This is a genomic window from Rhizobium bangladeshense (assembly GCF_001662075.1).
GTDB classification, from domain to species: domain Bacteria; phylum Pseudomonadota; class Alphaproteobacteria; order Rhizobiales; family Rhizobiaceae; genus Rhizobium; species Rhizobium bangladeshense_B.
The window spans coordinates 68,052-87,115 of record NZ_LYPL01000015.1 but is presented as its reverse complement, the minus strand read 5'-3'; the positions used below and the strand labels follow the sequence as shown (position 1 = coordinate 87,115).

Below are 19,064 nucleotides of genomic sequence, written 5' to 3'. Positions count from 1 at the left end.
GAATGCCGTTCCAGATTAAAGAGTTAGGCATGGCGCCGGACGCGCTCACGCTTTCGGCACCATGCTTTGAGTTCGACACGATTTTGACAAGCGACAGGATTGGGAGGTCTTGAAATGCTGAGACAAGTACTGACGACGATCGCAATCACCGGTGCCCTGATGGCCGCGCAACCCGCTTCGGCGGCGTCGCCGCCCAACATGCTGGTCATCGGCACCAACCTCACCGGCATCCGCACACTCGATCCGGCTCAGAACAACGCCCGCACGGTGTCCGAGTTGATCTCGAATCTTTACGACAACCTCGTGCAGCTCTCGCCCGACGACCTCAAGACGCTAAAGCCGATGCTTGCGACGAAATGGGAGGTCTCGGCCGACGGCAAGCTCATCACGCTGACCTTGCGCGACGACGCGGTCTTCCAGGGCGGCAACAAGGTGACTGCGGAGGATGCGGCCTGGTCGATCCAGCGCGTCATCAAGATGGGCCAGGTCGGCTCCACCGACGTCGCCCTCTGGGGCTTCACGGCCGATAACGTCGAAAAACTCGTTCGGGCGAAGGACGAGCGTACTCTGGAGATCGAATTGCCGCAGGCGGTGAATACGGATCTCGTTCTCTATTCCCTGGCCGGCTCGTCGATCGGCATCGTCGACAAGAAGACGGTCCTGGCGCATGAGGCGAACGGCGATTTCGGCGGCGCCTGGCTTTCGGCCAATTCCGCCGGCAGCGGTCCGTTCAGCCTGGCGCAATGGCGTCCGAACGATGTGGCAATCTTCAATGCGCAGCCGAAATACTGGGGCGGCAAGCCGGCCATGGCCCGTGTCGTCGCCCGCCACATCCCGGAGTCCGGCAACCTCCGGCTCCAGCTCGAAGCCGGCGACGTCGATGTCGGCCAGTATGTGGCGAGCGGCGATCTCGATGCGCTCGCCACCAACAAGGACGTGGTGATCGAGAACGTCCCGGGCCTCGGCTTCTACTATATCGCCCTCAACCAGAAGGACCCCGATCTGCAGAAGCCGAAGGTTCGCGAGGCCTTCCAGCATGCTTTCGACTGGAAGGCGATCTCCGGCAACATCATGCGTTATACCGGCTTTCCCTGGCAGTCGATGATCCCGCGCGGGATGATCGGCGCGCCCGAGGAAGCGGCCGTGCGCTATGATTACGACCCCGCCAAGGCCAAACAGCTGCTGGCGGAGGCCGGATATCCCAACGGCCTGAAGAAGGTGCTCAATCCCTCGGGAGCTCCAACCCTGCCTTTCGCGGAGGCGCTGCAGGCAAGTGCGCGCGCCGCCGGTTTCGATCTCGATCTCGTGCCCGGCGAGTTCACGCCCGCCTTCCGCGAGCGCAAATTCGAGGTGCTGCTCGGCAATTCCGGCGCCCGCCTGCCCGATCCCTTCGCTGTCGCCACGCAATATGCCTTCAACCCCGACAATAGCGACGAGGCGCGCCTCGGCAGCTATTATCTCTGGCGCACGGGCATGAAGGTGGACGAGCTCAACACACTCATCGACCAATCGATGCGGGAACGCGACACGGAAAAGCGCACCGACATCTTCAAGAAGATGGACGGCATCTATGCCGGCATGGCTTCGCCGCTCGTCATCTTCTTCCAGCGAACCGACCCCTATGTCATGCGCGCCAACGTGAAAGGTTATCACGGGCACACGACATGGTCGACGCGCTGGCATGATGTGACCAAGGAGTAGAGCGCGTGGCGAGCGCCGATCTGACATCGAAGCGGGAGGGCCGCCAGCCGGGAGGGAGCGGGTTCGCCGAGTCAGCCCCGCACCCTATGCTGAGCCTGCTGCGGCGGCTGGCGGGGCGCGTGGTGGCCGTCGTGACGACGCTGCTCGGCCTCCTCTTCCTGACCTTCTCGATGGGTCGCCTGCTGCCTGCCGACCCGGTGCTAGCTATCACCGGGGCGGAAGTCAGCAAGGAGGTTTACGACCGCGTCTACAATGAGCTCGGCCTCGGGCAGCCGATCTGGATGCAGTTCCTCTCCTATGTCGCCAAGATTGCCACCGGCGATCTCGGCATGTCGGCGACGACAGGTCAGCTGATCCTGACCGATCTGATGACGATCTTTCCTGCCACCATCGAGCTTGCCATCATCGCGATGATCATCGGAGCGATCGTCGGCATTCCCCTGGGCATCACCGCTGCGGTCCGGCGCGGGACGGTCATCGACCACATCGCCCGGATCGTCGCCCTTGCCGGCCATTCCATTCCGATCTTCTGGACCGGGCTGATGGCGCTGTTCATCTTCTACGCCAAGCTGAAGCTCGTCGGCGCGTCGGGCCGGGTCGACGTCTTCTACGAAGGCCTCGTCACGCCCACGACCGGTTTTCTGTTGATCGATGCGGCGATCGAGGGCCAATGGGACGTGTTCCACAATGCGCTCGGCCACATCATCCTGCCGGCCGCAACCCTCGGCTATTACTCCGTCGCCTATATCAGCCGCATGTCGCGAAGCTTCATGCTGGAGCAGCTGAGCCAGGAATATATCATTACCGCCCGGGCAAAGGGGCTTGGCACCCGCAAGGTCGTCTGGCGCCATGCCTTCCGCAATATCCGCGTGCAGCTCCTGACGATCCTGGCGCTGACCTTCGGAGGCCTGCTTGAAGGCGCGGTGCTGATCGAGACCGTTTTCGGCTGGCCGGGGCTTGGCCAATACCTCACGCGCGGGCTGCAGATGAATGACATGAATGTCGTGATGGGCTCGGTGCTGACGATCGGCGCCGTCTTCCTGACGATCAATATCCTGTCCGACGTCCTCTATCGCATCCTCGATCCGAGAACACGGTGACGCCATGACGATCTCCACCGAAGACGCAGACACCACCCATGCCGGCGGCTTTCGCAACTGGCTGCACGCGCCCGAGCCTCAGGGCTGGTTCCAGTCGTCGGCGCAGCAGATCCATCAGGGCTGGCAGAAATTCAGCCTTCACCCGCTCGGCCTCGCCGGCCTCGTCATCATCATGCTGCTGATCGTCGTGGCGACGGCCGCTCCCTTGCTGACGAGCTACGATCCGATCGTTCAGGATATGGCAGGGCGGCTTGCGCCACCCTCCGCTGAACATTGGCTCGGCACCGACAATTTCGGCCGCGACGTCTTTGCGCGCGTGATCTACGGCGCCCGCACGACGCTCTACATTATCATGCTGGTGACGATCATCGTCGCGCCGCTCGGCCTGCTGATCGGCACGTTCTCCGGCTATTTCGGCGGCATCGTCGACGAGATCCTGATGCGCATCACCGATATCTTCCTCTCCTTCCCGGGGCTGGTGCTGGCGCTCGGCTTTGCCGCCGCTCTCGGCCCCGGCATCACCAATGCGATCATCGCCATTTCACTGACGGCCTGGCCGCCGATCGCGCGGCTGGCGCGGGCGGAAACACTCAGCCTGCGAAAGGCGGATTATATCGCCGCTGTGCGCTTGCAGGGCGCGACGTCGATCGCCATCATCACCCGCCACATCCTGCCCATGTGCATTCCCTCGGTGATTGTCCGCGTCACGCTCAATATGGCCGGCATCATCATCACCGCCGCCGGCCTAGGCTTCCTTGGCCTCGGCGCACAGCCGCCATGGCCGGAATGGGGTTCGATGGCCGCCAGCGGCCGCGAATTCATGCTCGACAGCCCCTGGGTGATCGCCGCACCCGGCATCGCCATCGCGCTCGTCAGCCTCGCCTTCAACCTCGTCGGCGATGCGCTGCGCGACGTGCTCGACCCGAGAGGTTCGGAATGACGCAGCCCCTGATCGATATTCGCGACCTCGAAATCGCCTATGGCGGCGGCCACATGCGCGCGGTGCGCGGCGTCAGTTTTACGCTCGGCCAGGAAAAACTCGGCATCGTCGGCGAATCCGGATCGGGCAAATCCACCGTCGGCCGGGCGATCATGAAACTGCTGCCGCCGACAGCACAGGTCAGCGCCGAGCGGATGCGCTTTCACGACCTGGATCTCCTCAAGGCGAATGAGCGGACGATGATGACAATCCGCGGGCGGCGGATCGGCCTCATCCTGCAGGACCCGAAATATTCGCTCAATCCCGTTATGCGGATCGGTGAGCAGATCGCCGAGACCTACCGCTTCCATCATCCCAAGGTGAGCGCGAAAAAAACCTACGCCCAAGCGCTCGACATGCTCGAAGCCGTCCAGATCCGCGATCCCGAACGCGTCGCCCGCCTCTATCCGCATGAAATATCCGGCGGGATGGGCCAGCGCGTGATGATCGCCATGATGCTGATCGCCGAACCGGAGGTGCTGATCGCCGACGAGCCGACGTCGGCGCTCGACGTTACGGTCAGGCTCGAAATCCTGGCGCTGCTCGACGAACTGGTCTCCCGCCGCAATCTCGGCCTGATCTTCATCAGCCACGACCTCAACCTGATCCGCAATTTCTGCGACCGCGTCCTCATCATGTATGCCGGCCGAGTCGTGGAAGTGCTGGAGGCGCGCGATCTCGACAAGGCCAAACATCCCTATACCCAAGGGCTGCTGGCATCGCTGCCGACGATCGAGGATCCGCCCGCCCGGCTGCCGATCCTGAAGCGCGATCCCGCCTGGCTGAATGACCTCGCGGAGGCACCGAGATGATCCGGATCGACAATCTCACCATTCGTTTCGGGCACGGCGAGCGGCCTGTCGTCAAAAACGTCAACCTTGCCATCGAGAGCGGCACGGCGTTCGGCTTGGTCGGCGAATCCGGCTGCGGCAAGTCCACGGTTCTCCGGGCGCTTTCCGGCCTCAACGCCAACTATGACGGTCGCATCGCCCTCAACGGCGAGGCGCTGGAGCGCCAGCGCAGCCGGCCGTTCTATCGGCGGGTGCAGATGGTGTTCCAGGACCCCTACGGGTCGCTCCATCCGCGCAAGACCATCCGCTCGCAGCTGCAAGAGCCGCTGCGCAACCAGGGCTTGGACCGAAATTCCGGCGACGTGAACGCGGTGCTGCGCTCGGTTGGCCTCGACCCGGCGCTCAGCTACCGCTTTCCGCACCAGCTCTCCGGCGGACAGCGGCAGCGCGTGGCGATCGCCCGCGCCCTGATGCTCAATCCCGATGTCCTGCTCCTCGACGAGCCGACATCGGCGCTCGATGTGTCGGTCCAGGCCGAGATCCTCAATCTGCTTCAGGACCTGCGCAAAGAGCGTGGCCTCACCTATCTCCTCGTCAGCCACGATCTCGCCGTCGTCTCCCACATGTGCAGCCGCGTCGCCATCATGGAGGCGGGCGAGATCGTCGAACAGGTCGATATCGAGTCGCTGAGAAGAGGCGCAGTCGAACATCCCTATTCGCAGCGCCTGCTGCGGGCGAGCCGGATGTATGGCAGGGGATAGCTCCCCCTCCAGCCAAGAGACGGCTTGCAGTCCCAATAGCGACCGCCTCGCTCGACGTTGACCGCCAGCGGTTCAGCCTCGGCACGCTCTTTCCACGCCGGCCGCCCGCTGTCTGTACACCAGTGAACACTTGACATCGGCCTTGTTAAGGCCGAAGCCGCATTCGGCCGCGCATGCGCGGCCGTTTTTGCGAGGATTCGGGGAATGAAGACCAAGACGGCCGTCGCCAATACGGGTAACCTGATCATGACGGGCGTCCTCCTGATGCTGCTCGGCGATTTGCTGTTTGCGCTGAACGATGCAATGGGCAAGTGGTTGATGACCAGCTTTGCCGTCGGTCAGGTGCTGGTGATCCGCTCGCTCGGCGCTTTCATCGTGCTCGGACCGATGATCGCACGGCAAGGGCCGATGGCCTTGTTCCGCGTCGAGCAAAAAGGCCTCCAGTTCATGCGGGTAGCCATGGCGACCGGCGATGTCGCCCTGTTCTATGCCGCCGTCGCCTATCTGCCGCTCGCCGACGTGATGACCTTCTATATGGCCGGGCCGATCTATATCGCCGCGCTTTCGCATTTCTTTCTCGGAGAAAAAATCGGCTGGCGGCGCTGGCTTGCCGTGCTGGTCGGCTTCGCCGGCGTCGTCATCGCGCTTCGGCCCTCCACGGCGATGCTGTCGCTTCCATCCTTCTTCGGCCTTGCCGGCAGCTTCGCCTTTGCGCTCTCGCTTGTCATGAGCCGATATCTGCGCTCGACGAGCGACACGACGCTCGTGACGTGGCAGACGGTCGCCGCCCTCGTCACCGGCATCGGCTTGAGCATCGGCAACTGGCAGCCGGCCACACTCGTCGACTGGTCGGGCATGCTGCTGCTCGGCGTTGTCGCGACCTGCGCGCATCTGCTCATCACGCGCTCGCTGAAGCTCGCACCGGCATCGCTGCTGGCGCCGCTGCAATACACGCTGCTGCTCTGGGCGATCGTGCTTGGCTACATCTTCTTCAACGATATTCCCGACATGCAGATCGTCATCGGCGCCGCCATCATCGTCTTTGCCGGTCTCTTCATCTTCCATCGGAAGAACCTGAAGGAGACGGTGCCGGCCGAATCCGTCCCGCCCGACGGCCACTGAGATCAATCGTCAGCGACCGGCGGCGGCTCCCAGCCGAAGACACTGCGGCCGCCGAAACCGGCGGATTGGCGGAATTCGCCGGCGATGATTTCCTTGAGGTCGGGGCCGGTCACGTAGCGTTCCATCCGGCGGGACTGCTCGTCGAGGCGCTTCAGCGCCTGCAACTCCTCCTCCCGTCCGAGCTTGCCCTTCAGCACTGCCGATTTCATCACGCCGATCGTCTCGTCATAGACTTTGAGCGGGACAGGGAACGGGTGACGGTCCTTGCCGCCATGGGCGATCGAGAAGCGGGCCGGGTCGGAGAACCGGCAGGGTGCGCCGTGCACGACCTCCGCCACCATCGCCAGCGCCTTCACCGTGCGGGCGCCGACACCAGGAACGAGCAGCAGTTCCTGAAAATCAGCTGGCCCGCGATCGGCCGCCGCGGCGAGATTTCCATGCAGGCGGCGCATATTGACATCACTCTCGCGGACATCGTGATGGGCGGGCATGATCAGGTGCGGCAGCATTGGCTGCTCGGCGGGCTCGGGCGCCGGCTCGTCGGCGCGTTGCAGCGCCGCCGCCTCGCGGACGATCCTGTCAGGACCGAGGGTCGCCAGCAGATCGAGCTGGCCTCGCCGCGAGCGCTCGGCGCGCTTGTCGGCAAGATTGACGATCTCGCCCTGGCTCCGTCCCTCGATCGCCGCATGCGGCGAGTCGACGAAGCTCTCCAACCCCTCCGACAGCCAATGATAGCGCCGCGCCTGCCGCCGGTCGCCGTTCATGCCCTGCTGCACGACCACCCAATGGCCGTCGTCGGCGACGATGAAGCCGTGGAGGTAGAGATCGAACCCGTCCTGGAGGGCGGCACTGTCGACCTTGGCGATCAGGCGGCTGGTCGTCGCCAGCCCCTCCCCGTCGAGGCCGACGCGCTCGCCGATCGAAACGAGCTCCTGCGGCGTCTTGCGCGAGTGCTGGCCGCGTCCGCCGCAGACATGCAGGCCGAGTTCGCCGGCGCACGGCTTCAGCCCGCGCTTCAAGGCGCCGAGAACGCTTGTGGTGATGCCGGAGGAATGCCAGTCCATGCCCATGACGGCTCCGAAGGACTGAAACCAGAAAGGGTGAGCGAGCCGGCGCAGAAACTCATCGCGACCGTAATGATGAACGATCGCCTCGGTGATCAGCGTGCCGAGCCGCGTCATCCGGTCGCCGAGCCAATGCGGCACACGTCCCCCATGAAGGGGTAGATCGGCGCTGCCTGCTCGCTGTGACATTTCTTTTCCTTACATTTTCCATCGCCGGCGGCGATCGGGAACTCGGGAAAGTTCCGGGCGTTTGCTTTCAGTCGAAAGGCCGAGGCAACCATGACCGCGTTAGAAACCATGCTCAATCAACCCTACCTGCTTAGAACAAAAGCGCAACAGCCAGGCGGCGGTGAAAAACAGGAACTGGAAGGCTACGCCGAAAAAGCCGCCTTCCTGATCAATGGCAACCGGTATTTCGCCGAGCTGGCGCGGGCGCTGCGGCAGGCGCGGCGCAGGATCTGGATCGTCGGATGGGATTTCAATCCTGATATTCCGATGGAGCCGGAAAAATCCGGCGAAACCTTGGCCGAGCTGCTGCATGCCGTGGCAGAGGCAAATCCGGCGATCGAGATACGCATCCTCATCTGGACGCTCGGACCGATCTATTCGGGTAAGTCCCTGCAGGTGCTTCGGAAGAAAAACTTCCCGAGGAATGCCAGGATCGATCTGCGCTTCGATCTTCAAAACACCGTGCGCGGCTGCCATCATGAGAAACTCGTCTGCATCGACGATGCCGTCGCCTTCATCGGCGGCATGGACCTGACGTCGCGGCGATGGGATACGAGACGCCATCGCGCCAAGGAGGCGCTGCGACGCGACCCCGAAGGCGTGTCCTACGATCCGCTGCATGACGTTCAGGCGATGGTCACCGGCGACGCCGCCAGGCTGATCGGCGATATCGCGCGGCGGCGCTGGGAAAACGCCACCGGCGAAAACCATGGACCGCTTACCGAGAGCTACCCTTTCACATGGCCGGACGATCTTGCCGTTTCGCTGAAGCAAATCCCCGTCAGCCTCGTGCTGACGGAGCCGGCGACGACTTTCTGCGCCGGGGTCAGCGACGGAATCGCCTCGACACTCGATATCATCGCCCGGGCGCGGCGGCAGCTTTACATCGAAGCGCAATATCTCGCCTCCTTCCGCATCGCCGACGCCCTCGCCGCGCGGCTACAGGAGGAAGATTGCCCCGAGATTGTGGTCATCTGCACGCGCCGTTCGCACGGCCTGATCGAAAAACTCTTCATGGGCGGCAATCGCGACCGCGTCATTCGTCGCATCAAGCGCGCCGATCGCGCCAATCGGTTCAGGGTCTATTATCCCGTCGTGCCCGGGTCGCCAGTGCCCGGGTCGCCAAAGGACGACGGGGTGGACGTGCTCATCCATTCCAAGCTGATCATTGCCGACGACGAACTGATCCGCATCGGCTCCTCCAATCTCAACAACCGCTCGGAGGGATTGGATTCGGAATGCGACATGCTGCTAGAGGCCGGCAATGACGAACATCGCCGGCGAATCGCGGACTTGCGCGATCGCCTGCTGGCCGAATATCTCGGAACGACCCCGGAGACCTTTGCCGCGGCCTTTGCACGCAGCGGCTCGATCATCCGAGCAATCGATACGCTCAATGATGGGCCTCGAGGCTTACGGGAATTTGCCGTCGATCTATCGGGCAGTATTTCGCCCATAAGAGGCACCTCGCTCTTCGACCCGGCCCGGCCCTTCAGGCTCCTAGACCGACTGGGCCTCGGCGCGCTCTTCCGTCTCTTCGTCCGCCCCGCGTGACCGGCGCCGGAAGATCAGTTCGCTGACGACAAGAAGCGTGGTGCCAAGCGCCAGCGGAATAAAGAAATAGGCGCAGCGGAATGCAATCAGCGCGCCGATCGAGGCCTCCTGCGGCACGGCATAGGAGACCGTCGCCTCGAGTACGCCGAGACCGCCGGGGACATGCGTCGCGAGGATCGCGGAATTGGCGAGCACGTAAGCCGTCACCGATTTGAAGAAGGCAACGTCGCCGAAGACCGATAGCATCTGGTGCAGGCAGGCGGACACCATCATGAAATTGATCGTCCCGACCCCGATCTGGGCGAGCGCGATCGAAATTCGCGGCAGCTGAAACGACCAGTGCCAGAGCCGCAGCCTGCCGCGGATGAAAAACGCCAGCCCCGCATAGACGACCGGCACGACGAGCGCCAAGAGGCCGAAAAGGCGGGTGCTCGCCGGGTCGATGCGCAGCAGACCCCCGGCATCGCCGGGATTGACGATCAGGGCAAGGCCGCCGAGCGTGATCAAGCCGAGGCCGACGGTGACGCCGCAGAACAGGATGATCTTCGCCACGTCCACGGCCGTCAGGCCCCAACGGGAATAGTAGCGATAGCGGAAGGCGCCGCTGCTCAGACCCGCAAATCCGATATTGTGGCCGAGCGAAAGGCTGATGAAGGAGGCGAGCACGATCTTCCGGTAGGGCAGGGATTTGCCGAGCGAGCGGATCGCCAGCAAGTCGAAACAGCTCAGGCACAGATAGGATGCCGCCGCAAACAGGAGTGCTGTGCCGAAGCTAGGAAAAGGTATGCTGCGGACCGATTGAACGATCTGCTCCAGGCTGTACTGGCGGAAGATCCGATAGAGAAGAAAGCCCGCGATACAAAGGGCGGCAACGAGCAGTCCATTCCAGATTGCGGTTTTCAGGCTCATCGATTGTCCGTTTCGAGGTGCGAGCGCCACGGCTCGATCATCTGGAACGATCAAAAGAGTTTTGTGTTCCCCTCGGGGAGAACGAACCCTGTCTCTCGAGGGGAGACCAGCTTTAGCGGGCCGATGCCGGATAGATCGATCAAACTCCTGACCTATAACGTGCACAGCTGCATCGGCAACGACCGGAAGCTCGACCCCGGCCGCATCGCGTCGGTCATTGCCGAGGCTGGAGCCGATATCGTCGCCCTGCAGGAAGTCGATGTCCTGAGACATCGGACCGGCGGCGTCGATCAGGCCCATGCGATCGCCTCGCTGCTGAAGATGCAGGCGCATTTCCATCCGGCGCTGTCGGTTGCCGAGGAGCAGTATGGCGATGCGATCATCACCGCGCTGCCGACAAGCGCGGTCAAGGCCGGCCCTCTGCCCTCCATCGGCGAACAGCGCGGCGCGCTTTCCGTCGAAATACTGGTCGGCGACAGGAAGCTCCTGGTGATCAACACCCATCTCGGCCTTCGCGGGCGCGAGCGCATCCGGCAAATGACGACGCTGCTCAACGCGGGCTGGCTGCGCGGCACGGCGAACGAACCTCTTCCCTGCATTCTCTGCGGCGATTTCAATGCCATTCCATCATCGGCGACGTACCGACTTGCCGCGCGGTCGTTGAAGGACGCCCTGCTCGCGGGCAAGGCCCCCGCCAAAGCGACCTTTCCCTCCCGCTACCCGCTGATGCGTCTCGACCATATCTTCGTCACCGAGGATCTCGTCGTCAAAAAGGCCACTGTCCTGCAAAATCGGCTGACGCGGATCGCCTCGGACCATCTGCCTCTGTTTGCGGAAATCGGTTTCGCCTAATCGTCGGCGTAGCCCATCCGGACATCATGCCGTGGGCGCCGTGGGCTTTTATGCATCGAGCCTGCTTCAGGGGCGGATGGATATTCCAAAACTCCGTCCCGCAACCCTTAAGCGGCTTTCGCAATCTGTCGGCGGCAATGGCCAGTTCCTTGCCAATGCAACGCAGCAAAACCGCGACGCCGTCACGGCCAGGCTTGCCGATCAAGATCGTGCAAATCATCGGCCTCATCGACGACATCGCCTTTCAAACGAACCTGCTCAGGAACGGACAGGCGTGGCGCGGCCGCTGCCTGAGGGGGAGTCTCAATGACGGCTGTAGAGCGGCGGCGTCACATCCTCGTCTGCGAGGTCGGGATAAAGCTGCCTGCGGGTGCGGGCGAGAGCTTCCGCCTCCCGGCGATTCCGTTCCAGCAGAACGGCGGTGACGTCCTCAAAGGGCTCGCCGTCCGACAAGGCGACGCGGACGGTACCGCCCTGCGAGAGGAAGTCGCAGAAAGACCGCATCGAGCGAAGACGCGTCGTGATCTCGATATAGCGGTCGTCATGTCCAGCCATATTCATCTCCCTTCCAGACCGTAAGATGGCGCGAACACTTCGGCGAGAAGATGGCGCTCCTTTCAGCCATCCGTCGGACATCAACCTCTGGCAAACTTCCGGTTGATCGCGGCGGCGGCCAGGGGCAGCGCCGCGGTCGCCACAGTCCCGAGAGGCAAACGCCGGAGCCCCCTGGTGACGACGAAGGCTGCCGCCGTCGCACCCGCCAGCTTGAGCCATGGCCGGTCACCGAGTTGGGCATGGGCGCTGGCATCGGCCCAGCGGGCATTTTCGGTCAAGACGGTCGCGGCCTGCCGCCGGATCACCTGCAGACGGGCCTGGAGGTTTTCGAGCTCCTCCCGCAACTCCCGCAGATGGCCTTCCAGAGCATGTTCTTCGCAGGTCTCGACAGTTCCCGCCACATAGGCATCGAACGGAATCTCCCCCCCAAGCGTGGCGAGATAGGCGCGGTATTCGGCCTCGCTCGCGAAACCCTCGCGCCTGACGAGGTCAGGATTGATTTCCGCCTCCTCTTTATTTGCGAGCGGGATGCCTGCGTCGTCGAGCCTGTTGGCGGCGCCAGTGCCGGATTCGTTCTTGAACATGATGCGTCTCCCGTGTTTCCTCACCGCAGAACGCCCGATGGCTCAAATTGATCCCACTCGCCGACTTGGCGCCTGCGGGCCCACGCATGTCGCTGCCGCATACCGCTGCACACTTTTGCGCGACATGCTTCAATCAAAAAGCTCGCCGTGTCCAATCTGCTCTCGCTTGCCTGGCACCTCGCTGATGATCGGATCGTCGGCAGGATCGGGATCTTTTTTGTTGGCCTCGTTCAAAAACCGCGCGGCCTCGAGGAATGCGACCGATATTTCCTCGGTCCCCCATCCGGCTTCATTGGCGGCAGCAATCAGCTTTTCCAAAGCGTCGCGTGCAGCAGCGCTCGCTTCTTGGAAGCGCTGAGCGGGAGCTTCGGTTTTCGGCCGTGGAAAGGTCATCGTCTTCCCTCCATAGACTGGCTATCGAGGATGAACGCAGTTCCCGGGAAATGGATGCACCATGAAGACGATTTAGCTGCGGATGCGCCGATTTCCTCTATCAGATGACCGTTCGCAACAGAAACGGGGAACGCTCCAGCGGACGCTGGGCGAGGATTCTCAGCATCGCCGAACCCTGTATGCCGGTCGTGGTGCGCGAGCGGCCATCATGATAGACGACCGTCATCACCTGGCCACGAATATCATAGCGTATCTGTGCGATCGTCCGGGTGTGAACCGGAAAAACAAATTCGTCGGGCTCGGATATCTGCCCGGAGGTCTCCAAAGTCATCGCCCATGCCCCAACGATAATAGCGCCCCTGCCCTCATTTTCCGTGTTTCAGGCGCAGCCGGCTAGGAAATCGGAAGCGCCGAACGTCCCAATCAAGCACATATTGCCTCCACGGTCGCGTGACATCGGCGTGACATGCCGATCCGTGTTGAAAAACCTGTTTTATAACAGCAACTTAGGAAATCGCGGCACTGTTAAAGTCACGCAGTCAGTGCAACGTTTTCTCTAACGAGTGGGCGTGGGCGGCCTGCGGCCAGCATTCGACGGTGAGTGCGAGCGACCGGACTGCCTCGTCCGCCTCAAAAACCACGTCCCTCAACCGTTCGATCTCACGATCGAGTTCATACCCCTCCGCCAAGTCGAGGCCATCTCTGTCAAGCAGCCGCCTCGCAGTTTCGATCAAGCGTTCCGTCCGCGCGACGATAGCAAGAGCGCTGCGTATAATAATGTCGAGCATCCGGTTTTCCCTTATTGCGCCACAGAGCCTCGGGCAAAATCGGTGTGCTGACAATCCTGAAATCTTGTCAGATCCGCTGGCGCATCCTGTCGTAGAAGTCCCTGACGTCTCGCAAAGCGGATGGCTCGCGACGCGGCGAGGCAACGTGATGTGAAGCAAAGGCGAACACACCCGCGACAGCGGCCACGAGCATAACCATTGCAAGCGGGTAATGTTTGACCACGGCCTCGGTCTGATGGATCGCTTTTCCAGCACTGTCCTTCGCGGATCGCCCGGCCTCCAGCACCTGTTGCTGGAGCATGTCGATCTGTTTGCGCAATGTGCTCAATTCTACACGCAGGTCCTCTTCGGGCTGCCGGGGGACGCCGACGGATGCGGTGTTGGTATCGATAATGGCTTTCGGCACTGGTTCGCCCAGCTTGGCTCGCCTGGTGTCGAGGGTCGTCTCACTGTTCTTGCGCCGCGGCATTTTCACATCTCCCAAAATCAGCGTTCCGGCCTCGCGGTCCCTCCATGGAACTGTTTTGATAATCAATTGACAGCGCATGTCGCGACAACGCGCAACCTGCCTCGCGCTCGCGCCTCAATGATATTGTCGGACGCCTAAAGCTCGTCGCTGCGACGTCTTACTGCGTGTTTCAAAGCCAACAAGTGTCTGCGCCGCTCCAGCATGTAGTCGGCATAACCGACGCAGATAAACAGCAGTGTCGGGCCGGCGTAGATGACGATGAGAGCCAATGCAACAAGGATGAATGCGGTCGTCATGGTCTGTCTTCCATCATGTTGATCCTATGAAGCGACGGACCTCATCCCTTCGGCTGGTTAGTCCGCCGCCAGTCTGCCCCTCACTTCCGCCGCGGGTCATGGCCGTGGTGGCGATCATGCTCGCCGCCACCGCCGGAGACCTTGCTTCGCGTGCGTTTGTCCGGCTCTGCTGCCGGCTTCTTAATGTCGAGCGGCGCCTTGGCATTTTCATGCGAAGCGCCCGGACCGCCCTGGCGGATGGTCGCGGCGCTCTTCTTGGACGTGGACATCGATGCCTCCTAGCGGTCCTGCTGATAGCCCTGATGGCTGGTATTGATCTTACTGTTGCCTTGCTGACCCTTCTTATCCGGGTCTTCGCCGCCGCTTGCCATTGCGGCGTCTTCTGCTTTGGTCTTCGTCGGCTTGCCTGCGCCCTTGCTGCTGACGTTGCCGGCTGGAATCGGAGGTAGCCTGCTGCTCATCACGCCTCTCCTCAGTCGGGGTCTCGATTGGAGCTGTGATCAGAATACTGCTCGGTCTGAACCGTCTTGCCGTCCAGGCCGCGCTCTTTGGAATGTTGTGTCTTGTCGCGGTTCGACAGGACCATATTTCCGGGAAGCTGCTGTTCTTTGAGATCGGTCATGGCGCCGCTGCCATCGCCTTTTCCCTTCGCGCCAGCGCCGATATGTTTCCGGTCGGCATGTGCCATGGTTTTCTCCTTGGTTATCAAACAATCCAGATCCACCGAGGTTCCGGGATCGAAGGCAGGTCAGCCGGAGGGACCGCCAGGATGGCCCTACCGCTCGTCGAGATGCCGTCGCAACTCGTCCTTCTGGATGAAGCGGTCGGTGTTGCCCGGCTCGTGATCGGGATGCGATATTTCGACATCGAGATCATCGGGAAGCGCGAGCGCCTGCCTGGCGTTCATGATGCCGAGAGGGACACGCCCTTCTTCGGTATCCACCGCGACTTCGACCAACTGTTTCTTGGAAATCATCTCGGCGATCCTTTCCTATCTATTCAGAATCCGCCGGCTTCCTATTCGTTCCCTTGCCATTCGATTTTGCGGCCTTTCCTTGCGCATCGCCTCCGTTACGCGCTGGACGAGTGGGCTCGACATCATGTCCTCGAGCGAAACCGATAGCTTCGGCTTCCAATTCGGATAGCAGTCGCTGGTGCCGGGAATATTGGTCGGGTTTTTCTCATCTGTGAGATCGGCAAGGCGAACCGCGACGAGAAGGGATGGGGTTCTGGCGATGAAGCGATAGGCGCTGACAGTCAGTTGCCTCAGCGCCTCCAGACTTGCCCTTGCGTCAAGACGCTGCGGCAGGCCGAAACCGGCGGCCCCGAGCGCCGCCTTCAGGCGTCGCCGCTCGCGCCTGCGGTGTTCGAGATGCTTTTCAGTGAGATCCGGCGGCACGATGCCGTGCTCGCGCCGGTCCTGAATGTCGGCGCCGCGCCACCAGCCGGCCAGGGTCTGATGATCGTGCGTCGAAATGCACGCCAAGGCAAGAACGGGATAGGCAGCCGCCGGCTTGAAGCCGTCGTCGTCCTGTTCATAGGAAAGGATCCGATAAGAGAGAATTCGGGCCGCCGCCAAATCATCGGGCAGGTCTTCAGGGATCATCCCCAAGGCTTCGCCGATGACGAGGCATCGATGCTCGGCGGACGTCTCGGCAAGGATCTGCAGGAGCCGATCCTGGGGATAGCCGACATAGCCGCCGCCCTCCGGGCTGGCGCCGAGCGGCACCAGAAAGAGGCGGCGAAGCGCCGGGACATGGTCGATGCGGATCGCACCCGCATAGCGCATGGCAGCGCTCACCATACGACGGAAGGGAGACGTCTTCCCCGATGCGATCATGGAAGGCAGATAGCCGGCAAGATGCCAGTCCTGCCCGTCGACGGCGAAGGGATCGGGAGGACTGCCGACGGTGGCCTCAGAAATATAGACATCCGGCTCGCTCCATGTCGCTGAGCCGTCAACTGCTTCGCCGACGGCAAGATCGAGATAGAGCCCGATCCGCATGCCGGCCTTCCGCGCCCGCTCGGCCGCCTGCATCAGCTGCCGGTGGGCGAGCCATTGCAGCCACATATGGAAGCACACATCGTCTTCATGTTCATGTTCGAACTCGGCGACGGCAGCGCTGTCGCGGCGCTGGAAATCGGGCGGCCATTTGTGCCAGCCGGCGCCTGCGCCACGAGTCGCCATGGAAAGCGACAGGCATTCGAAAAGAGCGTGCCGCCGCAGGCTGTCGCCGCCTTGCTCGACGAAGGCGTCGAAATCCCGGGGATCAAAGGCCTTGTCGGTCGCGGCTCGCGCCCGCCACTCCGGCCAGAGATCCCGCAGCGCTTGAAGCTTGGTTCGTGCGACGCCGGCGTAATCCACGAGCTCGGTTCGCCGAAGGCGTTGCAGTTGCCGCTCGAGGTCGGCACTGCCGGCAAAGCCCGGCACGCGGTCGACGGCGATCTGGAGCGGGTTGAGATGCTGGCGGCTCGAGGGTTCATAGGGGCTGCAGCGCTCGGGATCGGCGAGAAAGGGCGCGTGAAGCGGATTGAGACCGATGAAATCGGCGCCAAGCGATCCCGCCAGATCTGTCATAGTGGACAGATCCTCGAAGTCCCCGATGCCCCAGTTGCGCGCCGAGCGAAGCTCGTAAAGCTGCAGGCTGATGCCCCAGACGCGCGTGCCGGAAAGAAAATCCGGGAGGTATGACTTTGGGATCTCCTTGCGCGTCGGCTTCGGCTCCTGCCGCGTCCCGGCCGTCTCGCGATCAGCCGCTCCCGAGAGGTCGACCTTCAGTGCCGAAAGCAGCTTGCGCTTGGTCTCGCTGGAGATCGCCACTTCCCGATTGTCGGGACTGGGCCTTGTCGGGCTGATGCCGTGCCGACGGGCGAGCCTTTCGATCTCCGCGGGCCTCATGGTTCGATCGCCTTCATCTCAGCCTCTTACGCTTCACTGATGCTCCAAATCACCGTCCAAGGTGCAAGATCGCCATCGTCATTTCGGCCGAGACGGAAGATCGTCTCGCCGTCCTCATGCTGAGCGCCGAGCGTCGCGGCCTCGTCACTGAGATTAGCCCTGAGGTGAAGGCGCCGGTTGCCGGCAAACGTCCAATCCACCGCCACCGCAGTGCCGGCCGATCGGTAAGCCGCATGTCCGGCGCCGCCTTTCAGCAAGGGAATGATTCTTTGACGTCGCAGATCGAGAAGCGTCCTGTAGAAATCGAGGGTCTCCGAGGAGGCGCGTTTCGACCAGTCGAGCTTGGCGGCAGCGAAGGTCGACGGCGCCGTCGGGTCGAGAAGCTCGTCGGCATCGAAGCCCGGCAGGCGCGACAGTTCCTCGCGCCGGCCTTTGCGGACTTTGTCGTTCAGATCCTCGTCGAAATCGCAGAAAAACGGAAAGGGCTCTTTGGCACCCCATTCCTCGCCCATGAACAGCATCGGGATCTCGGGCGCCAGCAGGTAGATTGATGTGACGGCCTTGATGGCATTGGCCGGGCTCGCTGCCATGATGCGGTCGCCGAGCGCCCGGTTGCCGATCTGGTCATGGTTCTGGATGAAGGACACGAAGGCGGTCGGCGGCAGGTGGCCGCTTGGCCTACCCCGGCTGCCGCCGCGGTAGGGCATATGCTCACCCTGGAACACGAAACCTTCCGCCAGCGCGCGGCCGAGTTTATCGGCATCGCCGGCGTAGTCGGCATAATAGCCGAAGGTCTCGCCGGTCGCAGCGATATGCAGCACATGGTGCAGGTCGTCGTTCCACTGGGCGGTGAACAGCCGCGCCGCGCCGTTCTCATCGCGTTGCAGCAGGTCGCTGTCGTTCTCCTCGTTCTCAACGATCAGGTGAACCTGCCGGTCGCCGGCCGCTGCCCTGACACGACGCGCGAGCGCATGCAGAAGATGTTCCCTGCTGTCGTCCTTGATCGCGTGGACGGCATCGAAGCGAAAACCATCGAGCCGGAACTCGGTGATCCAATAGACGGCGTTCTCGATGATGAATTCGCGGATCATCTCGGAGCCGTCGCCGTCATAATTGACGCCGTTGCCCCAGGGCGTCTTGTGATGATCGGTAAAGAGCGGCGCGTAGGACGGGATATAGTTCCCGTCCGGTCCGAAGTGATTGTAGACCGCGTCGAGGAAGACCGAGATGCCGCGCTCATGCGCCGCATCCACCAGCTCCATCAAATCTTCGGGCCGGCCGTAGCTGCTGTCTGGCGCATAGGGAAGCACGCCGTCATAGCCCCAGCTATAGCGGCCCGGGAATTCACTCAGCGGCATGATCTGCAGCGCCGTCACGCCCAGCTCCCGCAGATGGTCGAGACGCTCGATCGCGGCCTTGAAAGTACCCTGCGGCGTGAAGCAGCCGATATGCATTTCGTAAATGATCATCTCCTCCCAGGGCTGGGCTCTCCAGGCAGTGGACTTCCAGCGGTAGGCAGAAAGATCGACCACTTCGCTCGGGCCATGCACATCCTCAGGCTGGAACCGCGAGGCGGGATCGGGAACCTCGCGACCATCCGGCAGCACGAAACGGTAGCGCGTGCCGGCGCCGGCTTCCGCGACCACGCAGCGATGCCAGCCATCGTCGTCCGCCTGCATCGGACGGGAATCCGCGCCTTCGATCCTCAACGATACGCTTTCATGCAGAGGAGCCCAGAGGCGGAACAGAACGCCGTCTTCGCTGAGTGCGGGCCCGAACGTCATTTTGGTCAAGGGAGAGCCTTTGATGAATGGACGGATCTGGGTAACTGTCGCGGGAGCAAAAAGTTTCGTCCGCAAGCGGACGTGGGAAAGCGGCCGCCGTCACCCGCCAGCATATCGGCCACGTCGGTCGCCACAGGCCACATGGCGCACGCATCAGATCGCATCGGGCGCTGGAGGGCATAGATGCTATCGGTTTTGATAGCGTGACAAATGAAACCGACGGCAAGCGTGACAG

Annotated in this window: 23 protein-coding genes; 8 read left to right on the top strand and 15 right to left on the bottom strand. The window is 62.5% G+C overall.

Features of this window, described 5'->3' with window-relative positions:
* The first annotated feature begins 114 nt into the window (after positions 1 to 114).
* The 6 genes from A7X77_RS25170 to A7X77_RS25145 all read left to right on the top strand — a co-directional run bounded on the left by A7X77_RS25170 (position 115) and on the right by A7X77_RS25145 (position 6,454).
* On the top strand, positions 115 to 1,701 hold the full coding sequence (locus tag A7X77_RS25170) for an ABC transporter substrate-binding protein (RefSeq protein WP_064685566.1): 1,587 nt from the start codon (positions 115 to 117) through the stop codon (positions 1,699 to 1,701).
* 5 nt (positions 1,702 to 1,706) lie between these two features.
* Positions 1,707 to 2,801 (top strand): ABC transporter permease, encoded by a 1,095-nt coding sequence (locus A7X77_RS25165; RefSeq protein ID WP_064685565.1) that lies wholly within the window; start codon positions 1,707 to 1,709, stop codon positions 2,799 to 2,801.
* Positions 2,802 to 2,805: 4 nt separating this feature from the next.
* Complete coding sequence (locus A7X77_RS25160) at positions 2,806 to 3,741, top strand: ABC transporter permease (RefSeq protein ID WP_064685564.1); 936 nt, start codon at positions 2,806 to 2,808, stop codon at positions 3,739 to 3,741.
* The gene (locus A7X77_RS25155) at positions 3,738 to 4,592 is read left to right on the top strand and encodes an ABC transporter ATP-binding protein (RefSeq protein WP_064685563.1); all 855 of its coding nucleotides are present in this window, start codon (positions 3,738 to 3,740) and stop codon (positions 4,590 to 4,592) included. Before A7X77_RS25160 ends, A7X77_RS25155 begins: the two co-directional genes overlap by 4 nt.
* Positions 4,589 to 5,332: an ABC transporter ATP-binding protein gene (locus A7X77_RS25150; RefSeq protein WP_064685562.1), complete on the top strand. Its 744-nt coding sequence runs from the start codon at positions 4,589 to 4,591 to the stop codon at positions 5,330 to 5,332. Before A7X77_RS25155 ends, A7X77_RS25150 begins: the two co-directional genes overlap by 4 nt.
* A 204-nt stretch (positions 5,333 to 5,536) precedes the next feature.
* Positions 5,537 to 6,454, top strand: coding sequence for a DMT family transporter (locus tag A7X77_RS25145; protein WP_064685561.1), 918 nt, complete (start codon positions 5,537 to 5,539; stop codon positions 6,452 to 6,454).
* A gap of 2 nt (positions 6,455 to 6,456) precedes the next feature.
* Here the strand turns inward: A7X77_RS25145 and A7X77_RS25140 are convergent, their stop codons facing one another.
* Positions 6,457 to 7,707, bottom strand: a complete 1,251-nt coding sequence (locus tag A7X77_RS25140; protein WP_064685560.1) for a DUF763 domain-containing protein — start codon at positions 7,705 to 7,707, stop codon at positions 6,457 to 6,459.
* A 90-nt stretch (positions 7,708 to 7,797) separates the two neighbouring features.
* Between A7X77_RS25140 and A7X77_RS25135 the strand changes: the two genes are divergently transcribed.
* Positions 7,798 to 9,300, top strand: coding sequence for a phospholipase D-like domain-containing protein (locus tag A7X77_RS25135; RefSeq protein ID WP_064685559.1), 1,503 nt, complete (start codon positions 7,798 to 7,800; stop codon positions 9,298 to 9,300).
* On the opposite strand, the gene A7X77_RS25130 is transcribed toward A7X77_RS25135, so the two are convergent.
* Positions 9,247 to 10,209 carry a lysylphosphatidylglycerol synthase domain-containing protein gene (locus A7X77_RS25130; RefSeq protein WP_064685558.1) on the bottom strand — a complete coding sequence of 321 codons (963 nt, stop codon included), beginning with the start codon at positions 10,207 to 10,209 and terminating at the stop codon, positions 9,247 to 9,249. The genes A7X77_RS25135 and A7X77_RS25130 overlap by 54 nt on opposite strands.
* A gap of 123 nt (positions 10,210 to 10,332) precedes the next feature.
* Between A7X77_RS25130 and A7X77_RS25125 the strand changes: the two genes are divergently transcribed.
* On the top strand, positions 10,333 to 11,061 hold the full coding sequence (locus A7X77_RS25125; RefSeq protein WP_064685557.1) for an endonuclease/exonuclease/phosphatase family protein: 729 nt from the start codon (positions 10,333 to 10,335) through the stop codon (positions 11,059 to 11,061).
* Positions 11,062 to 11,364: 303 nt separating this feature from the next.
* On the opposite strand, the gene A7X77_RS25120 is transcribed toward A7X77_RS25125, so the two are convergent.
* The 13 genes from A7X77_RS25120 to treZ form a co-directional block, all read right to left on the bottom strand.
* Entirely contained in the window at positions 11,365 to 11,616 is a 252-nt protein-coding gene (locus A7X77_RS25120; protein WP_064685640.1) for a hypothetical protein, read from the bottom strand.
* A gap of 80 nt (positions 11,617 to 11,696) precedes the next feature.
* Positions 11,697 to 12,200 carry a hypothetical protein gene (locus tag A7X77_RS25115; protein WP_064685556.1) on the bottom strand — a complete coding sequence of 168 codons (504 nt, stop codon included), beginning with the start codon at positions 12,198 to 12,200 and terminating at the stop codon, positions 11,697 to 11,699.
* Positions 12,201 to 12,329: 129 nt separating this feature from the next.
* Positions 12,330 to 12,593 (bottom strand): hypothetical protein, encoded by a 264-nt coding sequence (locus A7X77_RS25110; protein ID WP_064685555.1) that lies wholly within the window; start codon positions 12,591 to 12,593, stop codon positions 12,330 to 12,332.
* 100 nt (positions 12,594 to 12,693) lie between these two features.
* On the bottom strand, positions 12,694 to 12,924 hold the full coding sequence (locus tag A7X77_RS25105; protein ID WP_064685554.1) for a hypothetical protein: 231 nt from the start codon (positions 12,922 to 12,924) through the stop codon (positions 12,694 to 12,696).
* Positions 12,925 to 13,132: 208 nt separating this feature from the next.
* Positions 13,133 to 13,381, bottom strand: coding sequence for a hypothetical protein (locus A7X77_RS25100; protein WP_064685553.1), 249 nt, complete (start codon positions 13,379 to 13,381; stop codon positions 13,133 to 13,135).
* Between the two features lie 67 nt (positions 13,382 to 13,448).
* Positions 13,449 to 13,850 carry a hypothetical protein gene (locus tag A7X77_RS25095; RefSeq protein WP_064685552.1) on the bottom strand — a complete coding sequence of 134 codons (402 nt, stop codon included), beginning with the start codon at positions 13,848 to 13,850 and terminating at the stop codon, positions 13,449 to 13,451.
* A 134-nt stretch (positions 13,851 to 13,984) separates the two neighbouring features.
* The gene (locus A7X77_RS33595) at positions 13,985 to 14,146 is read right to left on the bottom strand and encodes a hypothetical protein (protein ID WP_170964797.1); all 162 of its coding nucleotides are present in this window, start codon (positions 14,144 to 14,146) and stop codon (positions 13,985 to 13,987) included.
* Positions 14,147 to 14,226: 80 nt separating this feature from the next.
* On the bottom strand, positions 14,227 to 14,415 hold the full coding sequence (locus A7X77_RS25090) for a hypothetical protein (protein ID WP_064685551.1): 189 nt from the start codon (positions 14,413 to 14,415) through the stop codon (positions 14,227 to 14,229).
* A gap of 9 nt (positions 14,416 to 14,424) precedes the next feature.
* Entirely contained in the window at positions 14,425 to 14,607 is a 183-nt protein-coding gene (locus A7X77_RS25085; RefSeq protein WP_064685550.1) for a hypothetical protein, read from the bottom strand.
* Between the two features lie 11 nt (positions 14,608 to 14,618).
* Entirely contained in the window at positions 14,619 to 14,834 is a 216-nt protein-coding gene (locus A7X77_RS25080) for a hypothetical protein (protein WP_064685549.1), read from the bottom strand.
* 87 nt (positions 14,835 to 14,921) lie between these two features.
* A complete protein-coding gene (locus tag A7X77_RS25075; protein ID WP_064685548.1) occupies positions 14,922 to 15,122 on the bottom strand; it encodes a hypothetical protein in 201 nt (66 codons plus the stop codon).
* Between the two features lie 15 nt (positions 15,123 to 15,137).
* A complete protein-coding gene (malQ, locus tag A7X77_RS25070) occupies positions 15,138 to 17,045 on the bottom strand; it encodes a 4-alpha-glucanotransferase (protein WP_064685547.1) in 1,908 nt (635 codons plus the stop codon).
* Between the two features lie 26 nt (positions 17,046 to 17,071).
* Positions 17,072 to 18,829, bottom strand: a complete 1,758-nt coding sequence (gene treZ, locus A7X77_RS25065; protein ID WP_197486892.1) for a malto-oligosyltrehalose trehalohydrolase — start codon at positions 18,827 to 18,829, stop codon at positions 17,072 to 17,074.
* Between the last annotated feature and the right edge of the window lie 235 nt (positions 18,830 to 19,064).